The following is a 21139-nucleotide window of genomic DNA, read 5'->3' as shown; positions in this document are numbered from 1 at the left end:
CCCGGCGGGTTCAGATACAGCAACCCGCACGCGCAAGGACACGCCCATGGCCCGCCGCCGGCACCTGCTCATCCCACTGCTGATCTGCAGCCTGCTGCTCGGCGCCTGCAGTCGGGTCGGCCTGGCTTATCGCAACCTGGATGTGATCATCCCCTGGACCCTCAACGACTACCTGGACATGAACCGCGAGCAGAAGAGCTGGTTCAACCAGCGTCTGCAGCTGCACCTGAGCTGGCATTGCACCACCCAACTGCCAGGCTACCTGGACTGGCTCGATCGCCTGCAAAGCATGGTGCAGAGCGATCAGGTCAGCGACGAGGCTCTGCAACAGCGAACCCGGGAAGCCAAGCAGGCCATCGCTGAAACCGCGCGGCAGATCGTGCCCTCCGCGGTGGAGCTGCTCCAGGGCCTGGACGACGGACAAGTCGCCGAGATGAACAACGCCTTGGCCAAGGACCAGCAGGAACATCGCGAGCAATACCTCAAGCCATCCCTGGCGCAGCAGGTCGAACAGCGCAGTCAGCGCATGAGCAAACGCCTGAAATCCTGGATCGGCCCCTTGAGTCCCAGCCAGCAACGACGCATCGAGCAATGGTCGGCGTCCCTGGGTGAGCAGAACCAGCAGTGGGTCGCCAACCGCATCCACTGGCAGGCACAATTCAGCGCCGCCGTGGCGCAACGGCAAAACAGCGATTTCCCACAACGTATCGAGCAACTGCTGGTGAACCGCGAGCAGCTATGGACAGAGGACTACCGCCAGGCCTACGCCCGCACCGAACAGGCCGCCCGCCACCTGCTGGTGGACCTGATGGCCACCAGCAGCCTTGAGCAGCGCCAGCGCCTGCTGAAGAAGATCGACGGCGTGCGCCAGGATTTCGCGGAACTCAAATGCCTGCAGAACGCCCGCCAGGCCCCGCCCTGAGCTAGGCGATCCGAGCCTTGGAGGCCAGCTCGTCGAAGGTTTCCGGCGCCAGGGCCCGCCGCATGCTGCTCGGCATAAGGACGGGGAGTGAAACTATGGCCGACGCCGTTCTGCACTTCGTACAGCAGCCGTTCGATCAGATCCCAGTGGTAAGCGCTCATCTTGATTCAACCTCCGGACACAAGAATGAAATGCCGTTCATGGGTTGTGACCGACAGGCCTTTCGGCCGCTCAGGAAATCCCCCCAAGCCTGCGTCCCCCGAGCGAAAAACCGCTGGGCGGTTTGTCGATCTGCCCCGGAGTCAAACGACTAGCGTGTGTAAGACGCTTCGCCCACTGCCAGAGGAGAAATGTCATGCCCGTTACCGAACATCCCGTGGTCTCCCGGGAACAATGGCTGCAAGCCCGCAAACAGCACCTGATCCACGAAAAGGCCTTTACCCGCCGGCGCGACCAGCTCAGCGCCGAACGCCGGGCGCTGCCGTGGGTAAAAATCGACAAGCCCTATCGGTTTCATGGCGCCAATGGCCCGCTGAGCCTGGCGGACCTGTTTGGCGACCACAGCCAATTGCTGGTCTACCACTTCATGTTCGGCACCGGCTGGGAAGAGGGCTGCAAGGGCTGCTCGTTCCTCGCGGACCACTTCGATGGCGCCAACCTGCATCTGGCCCACCACGATGTGGCGCTGGTGGCGGTGTCCCACGCGCCCTACGCCGAATTCCAAGCCTTTCGCCAACGCATGGGCTGGCATTTCGACTGGTACTCCAGCGCCGGCGACGACTTCAACCAAGACTTTGGCGTCAGCCTCAGCGACGAGCAACTGGCTCAGGGAACTGCCAGCTACAACTACCAACAGGTCAGTGGCGATGAGCGTGAGCTACCCGGCCTGAGCGTGTTCTATCGCAACCCACACGGTGAAATTTTCCACACCTATTCCACCTATGCCCGTGGGCTGGACCTGCTGCTGGGGACTTACAACTTCCTCGACCTGACGCCCAAGGGACGCAACGAAGAACAGATCATGGACTGGGTTCGACACCACGACCGTTACCAGGAAACACCCCGGAGCAAGGGCAGCAGTTGCTGCTGTGACAACTGACAGCCTGTTCGCCGGCAGAAACCTCCCGTAGGAGCCGGCTTGCCGGCGAATCGCACGCACAAATGGCACAAATCTGCGGCAGACTACGACGACCCTCACAGCCAACTAATCTGAAGACATGAGCGCCGCCTACCACAGCCTCCACGAATACACCCTGCGCATGAACCGGGTGCTGGAGTACATCGACCAACACCTGGATCAGCCCCTGGAGCTGACCGACCTGGCGCGGGTGGCGCATTTCTCGCCCTACCACTTCCACCGCCTGTTCAGCGCCTGGGTCGGCGAGCCCCTGGGCGCCTACCTGCGTCGCCGGCGCCTGGCCTGCGGCGCCTACCTCATGGCCAGCCGCCCCGAAGCCTCGATCCTGGAAATCGCCCTGGAAGTCGGCTTCGGCTCCGGCGAAGCCTTTTCCCGAGCCTTCAAGCAACACTTCTCGGTCTCCCCCAGCACCTGGCGCGACACCGAACCCAAACGCTGGCACCGCCGTCTCGACGACATCCGCGAACGCCGCCTGCGTGAATTGAGCAATCCTGATCAGACCCACATTCCCGCCTTCGACGATCCTGACGCCTTCATTCACCTGAAGGAAACAGCGATGAACGTCACCCTGCAGCAACTGCCCGCCACCCGCGTGGCCTACCTGCGCTACTTCGGCGCCTACGGCCCGGGCATTGGGGTTTTCTGGCGCGAAACCGCCATGCCATGGATGCTCCAACACCAACTGTTCAACCGTGTGCGCTACGGCATCGGCCACGACGACCCGGACCTCACCCCGGCTGACAAATGCCGCTACGACGCCTGCGTCGAAGTGCCGGAAGACTTCAAGGCCAGCCCTCCCGCCGTGATCACCACCCTGCCCGGCGGCCTGTACGCCGTAGCGGCCTACCGCGGCCTTGGCCCGGACATCGGCAATGCCTGGATCGAACTGTGCCGCGACTGGCTGCCCAAGAGCGGCATGCAGTTCGACCCGCGCCCGGCGTTCGAACGCTATCCGGCGAATGCCTTCTACGACATCAAGACCGGGGAGCTGGAGTGTGAGATTTGTATTCCGGTGAAAAAGCTATAACCCAAAAAGCACGTTAATCCCCATGTAGGAGCGAGCTTGCTCGCGAAGAACGCCAACGATAACGCGCCGCAACTGAAAGAACGCAGCGCCCCTCGGGCTCATCGCAAGCAAGCTCGCTCCTACCATCCCGCCACACACCTACTCAGCGCGAAGGAATGGCCGTGATATCACGAACGATGAACTTCGGCAGAGAACGAATGTAGAAATTCTCCACATCCGAATTACCGCTGTTGGTAATCACCCCCAGCATGGTCTTCATATTGCGCAACTGGCCCATGGCCCCAGCAGGTTGCAAACCATTGCGCTCCTGGGCGAAATGCAACACCTCGGAGCCGTCGCGCTTGACCTGGACCTTGTAACCAAAATCGACACTGGCCAGGATCGTATTGTCATCGACGACCATCGACACCAGCCCGCCCTTGGAATCACTGAGCCGACGCTTGTACACCGCATTCACATCCAACAGGTAGTCGGCGCTGTCCTTGCTGGCGGCGTAGCGATTGGCATTGCCCAATTGCCGGATCAACTCCATGCCCAGTTGCTGACGCAACTTGTCCTCGGGCAGAAAGCGCTCGCTCTCACCAACCAGTTGCAGGTTGAAGGTATCGATCCAGTAAGTGGCGGTGGCGGGAATCTGCACCGGTTTGGGCGAGATGTAATAGTCCGGGGTTGAAGCACAACCGGCGAGCAAAGCGAGGGTGAACAGCAGAGACAAAAGACGCATGACGGATCTTCCTTGAGAGGGTTTTCAACAACGCACCGCCACCTGAAAAGCACCGGTGGCATGACGATGGGCGGCGGCATTGTAAGCCAGGAAAATCGCGGCGGAGCGGCTCGAAAACATCCTCTCGGTAAATTAGGAATTGCCTTACGGCAGAAGCAGACGATCCAGTAGGAATGGGCCTTTAAGGACAGGGGGAGCGCTGGATATAGTCGAGGGGTCGTTGAAAGGACGACCGGGTTTGGCGACCTGATTTACAGAGGGAATGCAAAAAATCCAGCTTGCAGGTATTTTGCGTCCGCACACGCAGTTCTATGACGGCTGTGCGCGGGAGATCTCAGGATCTGCCGACTTTACCTCTGTAGTCGGTTCGCCAACCTGCGTACAGCTGTCACCCTCTTGTTTGGCGACAACGGGTGAAGGCATTCAGCCAGTCAAACAGAGGTCTACACATGAACAGATACATGCCGATTACCGGCCACGACTGCAACATTCCCTCACTGCTGATCGATACCCAAGCCCCCATTGACGTCCTGCACGATGCAGCGGCGTACCGCATTCGCGCTGTGACTCAACTGCTGGAGAACTTCGCGATTTCTGATGACGCGCCCAAAGGCACAGTGGTGCTTCAGGAACTGTCGCTGGTGTGCAGCATTTTGCTGCGCGATGGGTGTGATTTGATGGATGTGGCAGGGCGACGGATGCAAGGCCAGCTAGCAGCATAAGAAAAAAAGGGGCGGTATTAGAGCCGCCCCTTTAGTCTTGGTACAAAGTGACGCTGATGTCGAATTCCTTGCCCTTGACCTTGCCAGCGTCGGCGACCGAAGCAACGTTTGGTCGCCTCCTACGCGCCCGATGACTTCGTCACCACTACTATTGCAATTGGTCTCGCTGCAATTGTTCCCCAAAACTTACAAATCATCCTTAAATCTTTCTGGCAAGTACTCTTGCCGAACCATGCCTTTGAGTAACTCTTTAAGTTCATCAAGATAGTAAGAAAGCTCCTCTCTGGACTCGCAGACTGTACTTTTCTCAATATCAGAGTCACTAAAATTCTTCATTACCATCGCTATGCTATCTGCAAAAACCATTAACTCGCCCTCGGAGACGCGAAGATCATACAGCGTGACACTTGCAATGCACTCTTTGCTTAAAAGCTCCATACATTACCAACTCGCACAATTAGAAAAATCGACTCAAACTTATCAAGTTCATCTTGCGAGGCCGGCGGCCTCTGCCCCCGTCGAATCCTATCTCTTGTATCTGCTTTAGGATTATTCAATGACGTTACAACCTCACCATCAGGCTCAATAATATGAATACGATCTTTTAGCCCCTTGATTACCCATCTACTATCATCCTGAATCAAAATATCTGCAGGCCGCGCAACCTGAACATCATTTACAACGGAGCCAACCGGGCGCCCTTCTTTATTTCTGATTTTAGCATGAGTACCCTGAGTAATTTTTCACCTTGAGAATTATAAACAATCCCTGAAGACGGAAGCTCCTCCACAGGTCGAACATAATCGAGCGCTTTGCGGCCAAAACAGGTGTAAACCTATTTCAGGACTAAACACATTGATGGCGATATCGATCGACCAAAGGCTTAATTACTCTCTTTGACGATAGAGTGACCACTACAACCAAAACGCACTACCACACCTAAGTCTCGCGCACTTATTCCGCACATCTTCAACCACCTCAAAACCACAACATAGCCTTTCAACTCTGCCTTTAGCCGTTCAAACAGATATTTTCCTTCTTTATTAAACTCCGCCTCATCCTCCTCGCTAGAAAATCCAGAGCCAGGAGGATATTCCTCATCTAAGGTATCATCATACTTAAGTGCCAATCACATTAGATCAGTTTTGAGCTCTTGTGAAATTGGCAACTCCTCGGGATCAACATTCCCAATAGAGTCTGGCGACAAACTCCACAATGGAAAACACTGATAGTCAGGCATCAGTTTAATAATTTTCATTCCACCTCAAAATTAGTTACACCCTTGAGAGCAACTTTTATCCTCGACCTGAAGTTGCAAAATGAGCAAGCATTCAATTTTTACAAGACGCAAACCAATCTAGATCATTAATTTCTAAAAAACCTTCATCCATTTCCATTATTCGCCACCAAACATATTCTTACAACTTTCACAACATTTAAAAACCCTACCTGTTCTTGGACGAATAACAAAAGTAAATTTTATCTTTGAATTGTTTAAGAGCAACAAATTAGCTACTCAAAACCCTGCGTAACGCTCCAGTTTATTTTCACATCCCGCTTAACTCACAAGCCCGCCAATCTTTCAGAGTGCTTTATTAATTCAGGAGCATTCTTTTTTGGCACAGAGACACTAGAGGCTGTAACCATACGCCCTACCTGAGTATCCATAGCACCTATAAAAGTTTGAGGCTTATAACTGCCAATCGTACCTATATGCTCCTTCAGCCGCCAATCAGCACCACCTAAAAGTAAACATTAAATGACTGAACTACTATCCAGATAAAATCCCAAAACCGCCTCTTTTTTAACCATCAACCTGTAGCCACTCCAATAGAAACCCTCATAGCAAACAAAAAAGTAAAAGATTCCCTATCGATACATCCTAGTGAAAAGCCTACTAATATCACCACTCTTAAGAACTCTATCACTCATAAAATCCACACTATCAGACACAACAATCCCGCAACGCAAGCCCTCTGGAAAGTCAACAATTCCGCCCATAACAGTAGGTACCAAATTCCTAAAATAGTCCCCCATTTCAGTTGTTCCAACATAACCAACTGGATAGTCAACTCCAGGATTATCCCCCTCGACACCATGGTAAACAAAAAGACCTTTATTAATAGATAGATTGGCCTCCGAATAGTGACCCATTTCATGCCAATCCTGTTCAAATTCCTCAATTATCTTACTTAAAGACGGATACTTTTTATATCGCCACGCAGAAAACAAATCAACCTCAAACCATCCTCTCTTATCATCTGGATACTCCAAGTCCCCTTCAGACTCCTCCCAAACAAACTCTGACAATTTATATAAAACCTCACCTACACCATCGACAGCCAATAGAACTCTTGGTAAATCTCCGAAGCAGTTATTCACCATAACAGCGATCCGCCCATATTTATCCATCGCAAACCAAGTCACTATAGTACCAAACTCTGGTTTCCAGCTTTCACTCAGATCAATCATAGCTAACTACCTTTTGGCCAGCTCGCACCACAATTTTTACAAGTTTCAACAACAGCCTTATCAGTAAGAGTCTCTTTTCGCCATACCTCTCTTGGGCGAAGAGCCTCAGTAAACCTTATTCTTGAAGGATCAACCCCTTGCCTGACCAGTGAGTCCGCAGCTGATATCTCAGCGCATGCACCAACTTTATTCTTACAAAAGCTCGTAAACTCACCAGTTTTTACACCCAGCTTATCTTCAATATACTTCACAGTGTCTACGTGCAACATATCAGCACTAATCTTCATATTGCTACCACCGATTGCGGTTTTACCTGTTAGCGGATCATACGCACCAATCATGGTGGCATACTCACCGGCTTTCGATTTTGATGGAAACTTATTGATTTCATCTAACAAATCCTGCCTAGCTTGAGCAGATACCTTATCAATCTCAGCAAGGTTTGGCCCTTTTGCAGTTCCTTCTTCACTATACATCACCCCCGGATTCAGCTTGTGCTCCGGAGTCACATAGGCACCATCCTTCTGCACTCCATCCAGCTGAGTACCGCCGGTATGCGGCGTTGTAATAACTCCGCCACCCTCAGCGTAGCCCTCGCTGGCGGGGTTCCATCCTGATGTAATAACAACCGGATTAACCAGCTTTCGGTTTTCGTCATCAAGTAGATGAACTGGGAACGACATGTGGGTGACAATTTCCCAGACTGTCATCGTAACCTTGAGTTAGTTCTGTATTTGATCCTTTGTTAAAGAGGCACCTTGGCTTACAGCCTTAATCATCGAGTTAGCAGAGTGTAGTGGTCTAATGAAACCGGACACCCATTTAGGCGAGAATGCTCGCCAGATAGGGGTGTCTGATGACCAAGCAGCATCGTTCATTTTCCGCTGAGTTCAAACGCGAGGCCGCAGGCCTTGTGCTTGATCAAGGCTATAGCCACATCGAAGCCTGCCGTTCACTCGGGGTAGTCGATTCTGCGCTGCGTCGCTGGGTTAACCAGCTTCAGCAAGAGCGCAATGGCGTGACTCCGCAAAGCAAAGCGTTGACGCCCGAGCAGCAAAAAATCCAGGAGTTGGAAGCCCGGATCAATCGGCTGGAACGAGAGAAATCGATCCTAAAAAAGGCCACCGCGTTCTTGATGGCCGAGTAACACGAGCGTTCGCGTTAATTGATCAACTTCGTTCTGAAGAACCTGTTGATCTGTTGTGCTCGGTCTTTGAAGTCACCCGATCTTGCTAATACGCGCACTGCCGCAAGCGTCGATCTCCGAACATTGAGCGACTGGTTTTGCGCAGCCGCGTGAGCGAGTTGTTCTCCCAAAGCCGCAGTGCAGCGGGCAGCCGGCGCATCATGTTCATGATGCGCGAGGACGGCATAGAGATTGGGCGATTCAAGGTGCGCAAACTGATGAACGAGATGAAACTGGTCAGTAAGCAGCCCGGCTCAGATGCCTACAAAAAGGCGACGGTGGAGCGGCCAGATATCCCGAACGTGCTGGATCGTGAGTTTACAGTGACGTCGCCGAATGAGGTCTGGTGCGGTGACATCACGTATGTCTGGGTTCAAGGTCGCTGGCACTATGTGGCGGCTGTGATTGATCTGTTTGCCCGCCGCGTGGTGGGCTGGGCGTTTTCATCGAAACCCGATGCCGACTTGGTGATCAAGGCTTTGGAGATGGCGTATGAGCAGCGTGGCCGCCCCCAGAACGTGCTGTTTCACAGCGACCAAGGAAGCCAATACGGCAGCCGAATCTTTCGTCAGCGACTGTGGCGTTATCGCTTCACGCAAAGCATGAGCCGGCGCGGAAACTGCTACGACAACGCACCGATGGAACGGTTGTTTCGCAGCCTGAAAACGGAATGGATACCGACCGTGGGCTACATGAGTGCATCTCTGGCGCAGCAGGATATCGGTCGTTTTTTGATGCAGAGGTACAACTGGCAAAGGCCACATCAATTCAACAGCGGGCTAGCGCCCGCAGTGGCCGAGGAAAGACTTAACGCAGTATCCGGGATTAGTTGACCACTACATCAACATCAAATCCATCACTATCGCCTTTCTCAAAGCCAAACTTTCTACTCCCGCCAGCTTGAAAAATTATAAACCTATCATTAACCACATCAGCTTTATGAAGGTAGTCACCTACAGTAACCTCAGCTCAAAAGTTCTAAGCAAGATATTTCGCAAACCCAGCCAAAACCTCGCTAACAACTTCAAAGCAGCAATAAAATATAGTCAAACTCCTAAAACCCACATCATTATATTCCAGCCTGATTCCGATAGATTTTCCTGCATAACTTCTGACAATTCCCAAGAAGCATCGACACTTAGAGCATTCAAATCCGAAAATCCAAAAAAACACGTAAGCGCAACCGAAATCTCTCTTATATTAATTTCTTTTCTGATCGAGACTTCAAATATTGAAATATTCATTTTTCGCTATTAAAAATAGCCTATTAGTTTTTGACGAGATACTTCATTCAACGCGGCATTTTCTATACAAAATCTAATAAAGCGCCAAAAGTTAAAGTAGTGCCACAGGAAATGTCACTGGTGTGCAGAATTCTGCTGCGCGGCGGGTATGATTTGATGGATTTTACAACAAGGTGAATACAGGAGCAGGTACTTCAGCAAGCAAAAATCGCGGCTTGAAAGTCGCGTTTTTTCTCTCGTGCTCTTCGACACTCAGTTCGCGACAAGATAGTTACTCTTATTTTCAGAAGCCCCCCTCTTCCAGCCAGCACAGTATCATCAACTTCAGTTTCTTCACACCAAATATCAGTCAAGAAACATATTCACATCTAATATCAGAAAAACCAAAGTCACTCACAACTTCCTTAAGTCTAAAAACATACTCAGTAAAATCCGGCACAGTACCAAAAACACAAATTCTATTTATTGAAATAGACAACGATATACAATCCCGACTAATTAAGAACTCCCCTCCAAACCTACCATCAAAAACCATAGCAATACCAATCCTCCCGAATGGCGAATGAGAGTCGAGAAATTCCTTTAAGTTGAAATGCTCAGCATACTCTTTCTGCCAATCATAAGAGTCAATATCTGATGACAACAAAAATAGAACATCCCCTTCAAAATCAAAACTCCACCCAGAATCAAGTAGTGCCATCACTATATCTTTTGGACTACAAAGCCGAGACAGACTTACATCTACAGATGCTTGGCTACCCATATTAATACTCCTTAAAAAAATATCCCTTTTGAACTCAGCCACTCCTTGGCATGCTGAGAAATCGGTGTATTGGAATTGACCTCAAAAGAAGCGCAATTATCTTTAGCTATTCGAGCATGCGCGCCGACATCTGACTTAAACTTATCAAAACCTTTAGATCCGGCTTGAGCATGATCCTCCCAGTATCGGCCAGATTTAGCCTCGTACCATATAGAGTTATTCGCTCCATAAGCCCCGTCAAACTCTCGTCCTTTCGTCGAAAAGCTTGGTTTTCCACCCAGTTCTTTATAAAGATATTTTTCAAAATCCTGTCCGCTTAAACCTTTTGCAGCTCCATCTTCACTATACATCCCCCCCGGATTCAGCTTGTGCTCCGGAGTCACATAGACACCATCCCTCTGCACTCCATCCAGCTGAGTACCGCCGGTACGCGGCGTTGTAGTAACTCCGCTAGTGTTTAGTAAAACACTCCGCACCTACCACTCTACTTATCAGGAACCAACCCCATCAAAGAGCTACAAAAATCATCTACTGCTGAAAACTCAATACTAGCTTCAAATCCAAAATACACATTTGAAGAATCTTCATCCTTCCCTCCAAAATTAAATAAAAATCCGATCCGAAAATACCCCTCCTCCAGGCTATCAGCTTCTCCCCCCATAAACCTTATTTGAAAATCATTTTCCAACGGCATAAAAACAAACGCCCCATCAACCTTATCAGTGAGCACTGACAGTTTATGCCTATGAAAATACTCCACGAGTCTTTTTATATCGTCAAAGTTCAAACTGCAAAAAAGTCTATCCGGCAGACAACCTGAAAACTTCTTATTCCAATCACAGACAACGTCAAAATCAAAAAAACAACTCTTAGCCTCTGTACCTCTCACAATAAACCGCAGGACCCCCACCTCGGCTTTAAGCTCAACACCCATATCCCCTTCTCACTTAAAATGGAAAGTTTTCTCAACCTTGATTTTTGGCCGCTTTCTGAAAATCAACTCCATTAATGTTACGCAAACCAGCAACAACCACCTCGCCAACTTCAGAAATCAATTTACCCCCACCTACTATCACCCCTACCTTTTAACAAAAATAGCACCATCGCCTTTATTGTTTTTATATACTGCACCACAAACCACATCATCAACTTATTTAAACCCTGCAAACCCATGACATTGCACGCTTACAACCGAACGAACTATCAGTACGCGCGCCTCAGAAGCGTTAGCCATTTAGGTCACCCCAACCATCCTATCGAAAATTGCATTCTGCAAATCAAACATCGCCCCATATTTAACCCCACCTGACACGCAGAAATTTTCAACACTGAAGCTGAAAACCCCAACCAAACCACAGACACTAAATTCAAAAGTTACGCAAAAAACCTGCAGGATCAACACAAAAAGCAAAAGCTCTAGATTCTTTTATCTTTTCTACAACCAACGATAGTGTTGGCTCAACAATCTCACCACTACCAAACAGCACCAAGCTACAGTCTGAGGAAGCTGCCAGACATAAAATATCTTCAAGCAGGGACAAAGACAGTGCCCTCAAGTCCAGATAACATAAAACATCATCTTCCCACACCTCTATTCGATCACCATCTTTATAACCAAAAACTCTTGCATCGTCAGACCACGACTTAATTTCTGAAAGCAGGTGGGAAATCCCATCCAACAACAACTCAGGACCATTTTTTTCTAACCAATAATTAGGAAAATCATCTCCCTGCCCACTGCCACCGTACTCAGGTAGTTTCTCCACCCTCCCCCCAAAAACTCTCACTATTCCCTCATTAGGAACCAAAGCAAATTTAAAGTGCCAAACAGCCATCACACTCCTCATCTCTATTTAGGCTACGGACATCTCCTATTGTATCCAGCATGTAACGTCTTTTAGAGCTTTACGTATCAACCACAACAAAAATTATTATTATAGAGAAACCCACCTATCAAGTTACCCCATCCCAAAAGTCGTCTCCTTCAACATAGTCATACAACTGGATCTGCGAAAAATCGTCATCATTAACGAATAGTAAATCATGCCCTTCATGTTGCTGAAAAAAGGCCTGAATAATATCCCATGCACGCTTATCATTGAGCCAAGCCCTTTCCTTGTCAGAGTAAACACCCTGAACAACTAATCGCCCCCCTTCCTTCGCCAGCTTCTTTCCTAAGTTCAATGAAATTCGGCAAGTTTTGCAGCACAAATAATAATACGTACCCATTTACTTCCCCCTCACAATCGGCATTTGAATAACCCCATGCTGTGTAATTGCAAAAACCTGCTCCAACTCAGGACGTTTCGGCACCACATTATTTAAAGCTCTATCTATATAACCAGCAACCTGTTCAGATGACAAACTCAATGCACGCGCATCAATTACCACCGCACTTGGAAAACCATTAAGTTGCGAGCTTCCGGTACTAATATTTCGCTCAAATATTCTCTTTATACGATTATCTGTCAGCTCTGACACCGGAGCATCTGGAGTTTCAAAAGTTTTAAACTCCGCACGAAGCCTTGTGCCATCTGGCAAACGAATAGTCGCGTCACCACTTGGTGTATTAGAGCCTCTCAACAGAACACTCACCCCTCGCTCTTCGGCAAGAATATTAGCAATATCAATTTCTTTTTGTAGAGGCAATCTACTATCAGGGAGGTTCTGTGCAATGGTCACAGTTCCTTTTTCCGATACCTTTTCACTATACACAATACCCGGACTTAGCTTGTGCTCCGGAGTCACATAGGCACCATCCCTCTGCACTCCATCCAGTTGAGTACCACCGGTATGCGGCGTTGTAATAACTCCGTCGCCCTCAGCGTAGCCCCCGCCGGCAGGGTTCCATCCTGCTGTATCAACAATCGGATTGACCAGCTTTCGGTTTTCATCATCAAGCAGGTGAATTGGAAACGCAGTGACGGTTATCAACGTCCAAAGGCCCATCGAAATTCTTAGCTGCCTCTGCACCTCTTCCTTTGCAACACCACCTGCTTTTTTGGCGCTTTCCACAACCGAGTTGGCCGTATTACGCATATTTTCTTGAGTCTGGGGCGTCGCTACTGAGTAAACCAGCGCAAACGCTAAGGCTCCCATCACTCCTGCGGCAGGAGCAGCGGCGAGATTTAGCGATCCATTTGAAGGGTTCTTCAAACTGGCCAACATTTCTGCCAGCTCAAGTGACTTTTCCGGGCTCTCGCGGGCGATATCCTTCATTCGAGCGATAAGAAGTTGCGCACGCTCTCCATTCGCTTCGCCGACTTTTGCTCGGATCAGATAATCCATGCCCTCCGCACGCTTGTTCTCATCCTTACTGACGAGTTTTCGGGCGTTTTCACGGATCATCAGCACATTATTCACATGCCTGGATGCAAACTCGATATCGCTTCCCGCTGTCATTAGCACGACCATACTGGCCATAAGCTCGTCGAGCTTTAACAGCGCGTCTCGACTGTTCTCCCCATACAACTCAACATTCTTCTTCCACTGCTCATACGTCTTCTTCGGACTCGCCACCGCTCCAATGGAAGAACTGCTCGCATACAGATCCGTACGCGACTCCTCATCCTTGGTGATCTCATACGCTTTGTTCACATCCCGATTCAGCCCGGCCGTTGAATCGGCCCCGGTCTCGGCATCCTTGCGCACCACGATCTCGCCCGCCCCGACGGTGGCGCGCACGATCTGCTCGCGGTCCTTTTGGTAATCCCAGCCGCTGACGCTCCAGCCGGTTTCACCTTCCTTGCCTTTGCCCACCTGGCTGCTGTCTTGTGTGGTGCCACTACCGGAGCTGTAGGTGCCGCCCACGTTCAGGTAATAGCCGTGTTCCTTGTCCTTGCCGGCGATATCGCTGAAGCCCAGGGTGCCGGTATCCAGCTTGAGGTTGCCGTTGTCGGCGGCGATCAGTGCGCCGTCGATCTGGGTGTGGTTTTCGGTGCGGATATCGACCTTGTTCTTGCCAGTGATGCGGGTTTGTTCTTCAACCCAATCAGTCTTGCCGGTGGTCTGGCCATAACCGACCGAGCCACTAAGCCCCGGGGCAGGACCAAAGGTGGCGGTGACGCTGATGTCGAATTCCTTGCCCTTGACCTTGCCGGTATCGGCGACCGAAGCGACGTTCAGGTCCCCCCCGACACGCCCGATCACTTCATCGCCACGCAGGTTGGCACCCGCAATGTTGGTGTCCTTGCCACTGGTGAAACCCAGACGGTCCCCAGCATAGAGATAGGCCTCTTGCTGGCGCTCGCCTTCACGCTCCAGATTGCCTTTGCCCATGCTGACGCTGACGTAGACGCCCACGCCTTCTGAACCAAAGGTGAAGCCCGCTTCCCCACCACCACTGTTGCGGTTGTTTTCGCTGCTGTGGTCGTTCTGCGCGGCGCGGATGTTCAGGTCGTTGCCGGCATCCAGGTCGATGTTGCGTCCGGCCTGGGCCTGGGTGCCGATCAGGTTCAGGTCGTTGCTGGCCTTGAGGTTGATGTCGCGCCCGGCATCCAATTGGGTGACGGTGGAGGAACCTTGGCTGCTCTCGGTGCTGGCGGTGCCGAAACTGCCGCCGACGCCGATCTTGAAGCCGCCACTGGTGCCGCCGTGAATGCCGCCCCACATCTCGGTGTTGCGGGTTTCCTCGCTGATACTGCCTTTGGCCACATCCAGGGTGACGTCGCGCCCTTTGATGTTGATGTCGCGCCCGGCACCCAGCTGGCTGCCCTTGACGGTCACGTCGTTGTTGGCCGTGAGGTTCAGGTCGTTGCCGGCCTGCAGGGTTGAAGAGCGGTTGCTCTGCTCGATGATCTCCTGGCTGCTGCTTTGCTTGCTGTTGCCGAGTTTGACGTCGACGGTCGGCCCGGCGAGGAACTGGCTGACCGCGTCGACGGCCTTGAGGGTGCTGGAGGCTTTGCTGGTGTTGTTTTCGCCGTCGCCGGCGCCGTTCACCGCGTCCTTGGTCTTGCCATAGTTGTGGTTGAGGGTGATGCCCAGGCCATTGCGCTCGCTTTCGCGCTGCTGCTCGGTCACCCGCACTTCCCGGGCGGCGTCGATCTTGATGTCGCGGCCGGCCACCAGGTTGATGTCGTGCTCGGCCTTGAGGTCGGAACCAATTTGATTGATGTCGCGCTTGGCGTTGACCGACAGGTCTGCACCGGCGCTGATCTGGCTGGCGGCGGCGGTCTGGGTTTCGACGCGGTTCTTTTCCTTGTTGCGCTCGGCCCCGGCGAAGAAGCTCACACCGTTGTCGTCACTGCTGACGCCCACGCCGACTTGCTTGTTCTTTTTCCAGTCCTGCTCCGCCGAGCTGTTCTGTGCCGCCACCACATTGACGTCACGGCCGGCGTCGAGGCTGACATTGCGCCCGGCGCTGATGCCGCTGCCCACCACGTTGATGTCGCGCTCGGCTTTCAGGCTCGCATCGCGCTCGGCCAGCACCTGGCTACCCACGCTGGTGTTGCTTTGCGCCTGGCGTCCGGACTCCTTGGCCGAGGCAAAGGAAACGCTGGCCCCGGAGGAGGACAGCCCGACCTTTTTCTTGTACTGCTCGCTGCGGCTGTAGGCGCTGTCGTTGGCCGAAACCAGGTTGATGTCACCCGTGTCCTTGACCAGCCCGGCACGCAGTTCCACATCGTTGCCGGCCTTGGTTTCACTGGCCCGCAGGCGGATATCGTTGCCTGCGGCCACCACCACATCGTTGCCAGCGCTCAGCTCGCTGCCGACCTGGGTCGCGGTGGTTTGCAACTGGCTCTTGCCGCTTTTCGACAGGCCGAGGAAGCCGGATTTGGTTTTCTTGCTGTAGGAGCCGTGCTCCTCAACGCCGGATAGGATCGCCACATCACCGGTGGCGCCGACCATCAGGTCTGCACCGGCCTTGAGCTGGCTGCCAATCACCGTGACATCGCGGCCACCGTTGATGCTCATGCCACCATCGGCTTTCTTGCTGGTGTTGAGGGTCAGGTCTTTCCCGGCCTCGACCACCGAGGCGATGTTGGTGCTGTGGTAGCTCTCCTGCTGCTTGCTGCTGCTACGTCCGAAGGAGCCTTTGCTCTTCTTCGAGTAGAAAGAGGCGCTCTCGTCCTTGGCGGACAGCAGGCTAAGGTCGCGAGTGGCATCCAACGCGACGTTTTGCTCGCCCTTCACCTGGCTGGCCACCAAGGTCAGGTCCTGACCCGCCTTGATCGACAGATCGCCGCCAGCGGTCACCGAGGATGCCTGCTGACGTACCTGATCGTTACTGCTGGTGACCTTTTTGCTCTTCGACGCGCGGTGGCTCTCATTGGCCGCGGCTTCGATGGAAACATCACGCGCCGCTGCCAATGCAAGGTTGCCTTGGGCCGCGACCTTGCTGGCCACCATCTGCAGATCCTGGCCGGCCGTGGCGGAAAGATTGCCACCGACCTGCACTTCACTGCCGTACTGGGTGGTCTGGCTCTGGCTCCAGCTGGTCTTCTTGTGGCGTCCGCTGCTGCTGTTCACTTGCTCAGTGGCCACCAGCGCCAGATCACGCCCCGCCTTGAGACTCGCATCCCCTCCAGCCTGGAGCACGCTGCCGCTGTTACGGATATCCCGTCCGGCGTCGATAGTCAGGCGGTTGCCCGCCTCGACCCGAGCTGCGCTGTTGAGGTAGTCGTTGTGCTGGACTCCACCGCCATAACGGGTGTCCTGGCTGACTTTCGAACGCTCGTTGATGACGTCGCCCTGGGTCGCGACCAGGCTGACGTCCTGGCCTTTGAGAATCCCGCCCTGGGCATTGCGGATGCTTTGGGTGGCCAGCAGCGACAGGCGTTCGTTGGCCTCCATCAGACCGCTGTTGTCGATGTTCTGGGCGCTGGCCTGCAGTTGCGCACTGGCGCGCAGGGTGCCCTGGTTGGCCAGGGTGCCGCCGGAGATCAGGTTCACGTCGCGCCCCTGGATCAGCGCGCCATTGGGCGCCAGGCGTTTGTTGGCCTGGGCCATGTACAGCACCGGTACCAGGACCTTCTCGCCGTTGATCTGCTGCTCCTGCATCCAGACGATGTCGTGGGTCAGGGCCGCAACCTGGGCTGAGGTCAGGGCGACACCCGGTGACAGGTCAAGGGCGGTCTTGCTGGCGATCGCGTTGTCCATCAGGTGGCGGAACATCGCTTCGTCGCTGTCCAGCCCGGCGATGAAACGCTGGCCGGTGCGGGCAATCACCGCTTCGCGGATCAGCCGTTGTTCGTAGAGCCCGTCGCCCAGGCGGCGCTGGGTCTGGTCGCTGTTGAAACCGATGCGGCTGAGCAGGTAATCGGAACTGATGAACTGCTTGAGGTTGGCGAACGCCGGGTTGGTTTCGATCAGATACTTGTGTTGCGGGTTGCGGCTGACCTTGAACAAGCCGCTGTCACCTTGCGGCAAGCTGAAACCGGGCAAGGCCAGAGGGTTGACCGCTTGTTGCTGCAGGTCCGGAGCGGCTTGCAGGCTCAACTGCGGCAGGGCCTGGGTGCTGCTGTCCACGGCGGTCAGGCCGACCCGGCTGGCACTGGCGGCTACGGTTTCACCCGGACGAATCAGGCTGTTTTCCAGCAGTTGGGTGCCGGTGATGTCCACCTTGCCGGCGCCCTGGATGACTGCCGCGGCAACTTCGCCACTGCCGGAGGTCTCGACCTTGCTGAAGCCGATCAGGCTGCCGAGGGCAATCGCTCCCAGCGGCATCGCCGTAGGGTTGTAACTGGCAGAGTTGGGGTCGTTGTAGGCGTTGTAGCGCCCGATGTTGTTGACGAAGGTGTAATAGGCACTGTCGCTCTTGGTGTAGATCGAATAAGAGTAATTACGGATCTCGCCGCCACCGGCACCGATGTTCTTCAGGCTGTTACTTTGCAGGCTGATATCACCGGCGGCAGAAACGGTACTGAACTGGTTCTCGAAGCTGTCGCCCTTGAAGGTCAGCTCGGCGCCGGAAATCAGGTTACCGCGCTGGGAATCCTCGGTGATTTTCGTGCCGTAAACCTCGGTCACCGAGTAGGAGGCTGCACAGTGCTTGCCCTTGCAGTTGTCGGTGAAGTGCAAGGTGATACGCCCGGAGGTCAGGGCCGGAATAAAGGCGAACTTCTCCTTGCGGTTGATCAGGCGGTTGGCCAGCAATTGCATGCCATGGGCGCTTTCAATGGTGCCGGAAATGTTTTCGATCAGGCTGGCCGGTTGTTGTCCCGGGGCATTCACGTCCAGGCGCCCAAGGCTGTAGATGTCACCCTTGTCGTTGGTCAGGCTGCTGGTTTCCAGCCGCATGTCGGCGCCGCTGAAGATCAGCCCGCCCTGGTTGACCAGGGTCGGGGTTTCAATGTGCAAGGCATTGCCCGCCCCCAGGGTGCCTTGGTTGGTCAGGCTGTCGACCTTGAGTTGCAGGTCACCGGCGGCCGTGAGCGTGCCGAGGTTCTGCAGGTGACTGCCGAGGGTGAAATCGGCGGCAGCACCGCTGCGCACCTCGGCCTCCTGGCCAAGGTCGGCGCGGGCGGCTGCGAAAGTCATGCGCCCCTGGCTCTTGAGCAGGCCGTTGCCCTGGTAGGAACCACTGAGAATCAGCTTCAGGTCGCCATCGGTTTCCAGGCCGCCATCGTTGATCCAATGATTGCCGCTCGCCTCGACACCCTCGACCGAAACCAGCTTGCCAGTGCGGGTCTGGGTGAAGGTCCCGACCTTCAAGCCGATCTTTTGTGCCTGGATCTGGCTGGTGTTGCTCCAGTCCGCCAGGTCCAGATCCAGCCGGCTGTTGGTGATGAAACTGCCGCCGGCATTGCCGGTGTCCGCCAGGGACAACGCAAAGCCTTGCTGCCCCAGGTGGCGCACCAGTCCTTGCTGGTTGCTCAGGCCCCCACTGCTCAGCAGCAAGCGCTGATTGCCGATCTCCACCAGGCCCTGGTCGTTATCAAAACGACCACCGATGCTGAAGCGGCTCTCGCCCAGCTCGCCCAGCGCCCGCAAACGGCCCTTGGCGTTGCTCACTGAACCGGCGTCCACCGTGAGGCTTTCCCGGGACTCGATCAGCCCCGCGTCGTTGTCCAGCTTGCCGGCAAGTGCCAGCCCGATGGTTTCGGCGCTGAGGCTGCCCTTCTGGTTCTGCAGACTGTCGACGGAGACTTGCAGGTGCTTCTGGCTAGCGATCTCGCCCTCGTTGTTGCGGACCTCGCCGCCCTTGAGTTGCAAATCGCCTGCGGTGGACAGTACATGCCCCTGATCATTGATCAGACGGGAACTGCTGCTGATCTCGACTGCCGCCCCGCGGGCCTGCCCCTGAGTGTTGTCGAAGGTCGTGCTCTTGACTTCAAGCTTGCCAGTCTGGGCGTTCAGTCGTCCTTGCTGGTTGCGCAGTTCATCAGCTTCCAGGCTCAGTTTGCCGGCACCCGTGAGGATCTTGCCGCCGCCGTTATCGAGGACCTGCTTGACCTTGGCCTTGAGCTCGCCCTGGTTGGCTTGCAGGGTGCCCTGGCGGTTATCGAGGCTGCCGGCATTGAGGGTCAAGTCTGCGCTTTTGCTGAGGATCAGCCCCTGATCGCGGTTGTCCAGGCTGTCGAGCGCCACCTTGAGTGACCGCTCGGCGGCCAGGGTCCCGCCACGGTTATCCAGACTATCGCCTTCAACCTTCAGGGCTTGATGGCCAATCAACTGACCGCCACGGTTATCGATGCTTGCGGCCTTGAGGTGCAGATCCCCCGCTGCCACCAGTTCCGCACCCCGGTTATCCAAGCGCTCCAGATCGGTCGTGAGACGGCCCCGAGCGTTGATACTGCCGGTGTTGGTCAGACTGCCACCCTGAAGCTGCAAATGGCTGGCGGGATGAATGATCTGGGTGTCGTCTTGCCGCTGGAGCCCCGCATTGAGCTGACCGCGACTGACCACCTGCTGACCTTCGAGGTGCAGGTTGCCGCCCGCCGTCAGGTTTTTGTCCACCGTGAGTGTTTCAGCGGCAACCACTTTGGCGTTCCGGTCGGCATACACCGACTCGGTCAGTTGCACCGCTTGCGCCTTGAGTTGCACGTCGCCCTGGGCTTGAGCACGAGCCAGGGTCAATTTGCCGTTGGCATCGATTTGCAGGTCACCACCGCTGGTGGCCATGTCCCCCGCCAGCTTCACCCCGACTCCGGCCTCAGTACCCACCAGCTTGATCGCCCCGGCGTACATGCCGCCCAGTGCTGATGAGTCGATGGCCAGTTGCGGCGCATCCGCCGGGTTGGCGGCGCGGGCCGTGGCGTTCAAGGTCTTGGCGTCGACATCGTTGGCCCCGGCGATCACCGCCAAGTGCTTGGCCTGAATCTCGGCGTTGATCTTCGCGCTGCGGGTGATGATTTCGAACCGGTCGATATTGCTCGCGTTGAGCCCCGCGCCTTCGATTGCAACGCTGCCCTGGTCCACCTGGTAACGCTGCACCTGGCCGTTCTCGATCACCGGTTTGCCCGTGGTCAGGGTGGCTTTGGGGGTGTTGATGAAGCCGCAGCCATTGCAGGTCACGCCATAGGGGTTGGCGACGATGACATGGGCCGATTGCCCGGCCACTTCGGTGTAGCCCTTGAGCTGGCTGGGGCTGCCGCCATTGACCTCGTTGAGGATCACATTGGCCGCGCGGCCACCCAGGTTGCTGTTGCCGATGATGTAGCCACCCAACTGGGTGTTCTGCAGGTTTTGCGTGGCGTTGTTGAGAATTACGCCCTGCTGGCCGACGTTGTAGTCGCTGAATTGGTTGTGGGACAGCCCGCTGCCGTTGGGCGTGGCGATATTGACGATGGGCACGCCATTGCCCGCCTGCCCCAGTGTTGTACCGCTGCCGTTGACCACGATGCCGTCGGCCATCGCCACCACCGGCTGCCAGAACATCATGTTGGCGAGGATGAACGCCAACCCGCGTTTCGACAGTCCCCAGAAGGTGTCGCGTGGTTGCAGGGCAGCCGAAGGCTGGCGGGCCAGGAAGGCAAATTGGCGAACGTCCATGTCAAGAAT

Annotated in this window: 16 protein-coding genes and 2 pseudogenes; 5 read left to right on the top strand and 13 right to left on the bottom strand. The window is 54.3% G+C overall.

Translation table 11 applies throughout. The features are described from left to right. The first annotated feature begins 46 nt into the window (after positions 1-46). Positions 47-922 (top strand): DUF6279 family lipoprotein, encoded by an 876-nt coding sequence (locus tag BLV47_RS31805; protein ID WP_092320479.1) that lies wholly within the window; start codon positions 47-49, stop codon positions 920-922. Between the two features lie 44 nt (positions 923-966). Here BLV47_RS31805 and BLV47_RS31800 read toward each other — a convergent pair. Beyond that, positions 967-1083, bottom strand: a pseudogene (locus BLV47_RS31800) (transcriptional regulator); the annotation flags it as partial. 194 nt (positions 1084-1277) lie between these two features. Between BLV47_RS31800 and BLV47_RS31795 the strand changes: the two are divergent. Both BLV47_RS31795 and BLV47_RS31790 read left to right on the top strand, forming a co-directional pair. Further along, complete coding sequence (locus BLV47_RS31795; RefSeq protein WP_092320478.1) at positions 1278-2021, top strand: DUF899 domain-containing protein; 744 nt, start codon at positions 1278-1280, stop codon at positions 2019-2021. A gap of 118 nt (positions 2022-2139) precedes the next feature. Then, positions 2140-3087, top strand: a complete 948-nt coding sequence (locus tag BLV47_RS31790) for an AraC family transcriptional regulator (RefSeq protein ID WP_092320477.1) — start codon at positions 2140-2142, stop codon at positions 3085-3087. 142 nt (positions 3088-3229) lie between these two features. On the opposite strand, the gene BLV47_RS31785 is transcribed toward BLV47_RS31790, so the two are convergent. After that, on the bottom strand, positions 3230-3811 hold the full coding sequence (locus tag BLV47_RS31785) for a hypothetical protein (protein WP_092320476.1): 582 nt from the start codon (positions 3809-3811) through the stop codon (positions 3230-3232). 449 nt (positions 3812-4260) lie between these two features. Here BLV47_RS31785 and BLV47_RS31780 point away from each other — a divergent pair, with 449 nt between their 5' ends. Beyond that, entirely contained in the window at positions 4261-4533 is a 273-nt protein-coding gene (locus tag BLV47_RS31780) for a hypothetical protein (protein ID WP_092320475.1), read from the top strand. Positions 4534-4719: 186 nt separating this feature from the next. Here BLV47_RS31780 and BLV47_RS31775 read toward each other — a convergent pair whose 3' ends face one another. The 4 genes from BLV47_RS31775 to BLV47_RS31760 all read right to left on the bottom strand — a co-directional run bounded on the left by BLV47_RS31775 (position 4720) and on the right by BLV47_RS31760 (position 7715). Beyond that, positions 4720-4971, bottom strand: coding sequence for a hypothetical protein (locus BLV47_RS31775; RefSeq protein WP_092320474.1), 252 nt, complete (start codon positions 4969-4971; stop codon positions 4720-4722). A gap of 445 nt (positions 4972-5416) precedes the next feature. Next, positions 5417-5662: a hypothetical protein gene (locus BLV47_RS35885; RefSeq protein WP_143038331.1), complete on the bottom strand. Its 246-nt coding sequence runs from the start codon at positions 5660-5662 to the stop codon at positions 5417-5419. A 740-nt stretch (positions 5663-6402) separates the two neighbouring features. Continuing rightward, positions 6403-7005, bottom strand: a complete 603-nt coding sequence (locus tag BLV47_RS31765) for a hypothetical protein (protein ID WP_092320472.1) — start codon at positions 7003-7005, stop codon at positions 6403-6405. Between the two features lie 2 nt (positions 7006-7007). Then, positions 7008-7715 carry a hypothetical protein gene (locus BLV47_RS31760; protein WP_092320471.1) on the bottom strand — a complete coding sequence of 236 codons (708 nt, stop codon included), beginning with the start codon at positions 7713-7715 and terminating at the stop codon, positions 7008-7010. A 146-nt stretch (positions 7716-7861) separates the two neighbouring features. Here BLV47_RS31760 and BLV47_RS31755 point away from each other — a divergent pair. Beyond that, positions 7862-9024, top strand: a pseudogene (locus BLV47_RS31755) (IS3 family transposase). Positions 9025-9237: 213 nt separating this feature from the next. Here BLV47_RS31755 and BLV47_RS35880 read toward each other — a convergent pair. From BLV47_RS35880 to BLV47_RS31740, 7 genes are all read right to left on the bottom strand, one after another. Beyond that, positions 9238-9435, bottom strand: coding sequence for a hypothetical protein (locus BLV47_RS35880; RefSeq protein WP_143038330.1), 198 nt, complete (start codon positions 9433-9435; stop codon positions 9238-9240). Positions 9436-9784: 349 nt separating this feature from the next. Further along, positions 9785-10198, bottom strand: a complete 414-nt coding sequence (locus tag BLV47_RS35875; RefSeq protein WP_143038329.1) for a hypothetical protein — start codon at positions 10196-10198, stop codon at positions 9785-9787. An 11-nt stretch (positions 10199-10209) separates the two neighbouring features. Beyond that, complete coding sequence (locus BLV47_RS31750; RefSeq protein WP_208605322.1) at positions 10210-10548, bottom strand: hypothetical protein; 339 nt, start codon at positions 10546-10548, stop codon at positions 10210-10212. A 134-nt stretch (positions 10549-10682) separates the two neighbouring features. After that, positions 10683-11132 carry a hypothetical protein gene (locus BLV47_RS31745; RefSeq protein WP_092320470.1) on the bottom strand — a complete coding sequence of 150 codons (450 nt, stop codon included), beginning with the start codon at positions 11130-11132 and terminating at the stop codon, positions 10683-10685. Positions 11133-11565: 433 nt separating this feature from the next. After that, positions 11566-12033: a hypothetical protein gene (locus tag BLV47_RS35870; protein ID WP_143038328.1), complete on the bottom strand. Its 468-nt coding sequence runs from the start codon at positions 12031-12033 to the stop codon at positions 11566-11568. Between the two features lie 118 nt (positions 12034-12151). Beyond that, entirely contained in the window at positions 12152-12427 is a 276-nt protein-coding gene (locus BLV47_RS35865; RefSeq protein ID WP_143038327.1) for a hypothetical protein, read from the bottom strand. Then, positions 12428-21130, bottom strand: a complete 8703-nt coding sequence (locus BLV47_RS31740; protein ID WP_244168985.1) for a hemagglutinin repeat-containing protein — start codon at positions 21128-21130, stop codon at positions 12428-12430. Positions 21131-21139 lie beyond the last annotated feature (9 nt).

Source organism: Pseudomonas saponiphila (assembly GCF_900105185.1).
In the GTDB taxonomy this organism is placed as follows: Bacteria; Pseudomonadota; Gammaproteobacteria; order Pseudomonadales; family Pseudomonadaceae; genus Aquipseudomonas; species Aquipseudomonas saponiphila.
Note: the sequence above shows the minus strand (reverse complement) of the source record. Positions and strands in the feature narration are given on the sequence as shown.

Coding starts and splice junctions, on each gene's coding strand:
- BLV47_RS31805 (WP_092320479.1), top strand. CDS start 47: ATGGCCCGCCGCCGGCACCTGCTCATCCCACTGCTGATCTGCAGCCTG.
- BLV47_RS31795 (WP_092320478.1), top strand. CDS start 1,278: ATGCCCGTTACCGAACATCCCGTGGTCTCCCGGGAACAATGGCTGCAA.
- BLV47_RS31790 (WP_092320477.1), top strand. CDS start 2,140: ATGAGCGCCGCCTACCACAGCCTCCACGAATACACCCTGCGCATGAAC.
- BLV47_RS31785 (WP_092320476.1), bottom strand. CDS start 3,811: ATGCGTCTTTTGTCTCTGCTGTTCACCCTCGCTTTGCTCGCCGGTTGT.
- BLV47_RS31780 (WP_092320475.1), top strand. CDS start 4,261: ATGAACAGATACATGCCGATTACCGGCCACGACTGCAACATTCCCTCA.
- BLV47_RS31775 (WP_092320474.1), bottom strand. CDS start 4,971: ATGGAGCTTTTAAGCAAAGAGTGCATTGCAAGTGTCACGCTGTATGAT.
- BLV47_RS31765 (WP_092320472.1), bottom strand. CDS start 7,005: ATGATTGATCTGAGTGAAAGCTGGAAACCAGAGTTTGGTACTATAGTG.
- BLV47_RS31760 (WP_092320471.1), bottom strand. CDS start 7,715: ATGACAGTCTGGGAAATTGTCACCCACATGTCGTTCCCAGTTCATCTA.
- BLV47_RS35880 (WP_143038330.1), bottom strand. CDS start 9,435: ATGAATATTTCAATATTTGAAGTCTCGATCAGAAAAGAAATTAATATA.
- BLV47_RS35875 (WP_143038329.1), bottom strand. CDS start 10,198: ATGGGTAGCCAAGCATCTGTAGATGTAAGTCTGTCTCGGCTTTGTAGT.
- BLV47_RS31750 (WP_208605322.1), bottom strand. CDS start 10,548: ATGTATAGTGAAGATGGAGCTGCAAAAGGTTTAAGCGGACAGGATTTT.
- BLV47_RS31745 (WP_092320470.1), bottom strand. CDS start 11,132: ATGGGTGTTGAGCTTAAAGCCGAGGTGGGGGTCCTGCGGTTTATTGTG.
- BLV47_RS35870 (WP_143038328.1), bottom strand. CDS start 12,033: ATGGCTGTTTGGCACTTTAAATTTGCTTTGGTTCCTAATGAGGGAATA.
- BLV47_RS35865 (WP_143038327.1), bottom strand. CDS start 12,427: ATGGGTACGTATTATTATTTGTGCTGCAAAACTTGCCGAATTTCATTG.
- BLV47_RS31740 (WP_244168985.1), bottom strand. CDS start 21,130: ATGGACGTTCGCCAATTTGCCTTCCTGGCCCGCCAGCCTTCGGCTGCC.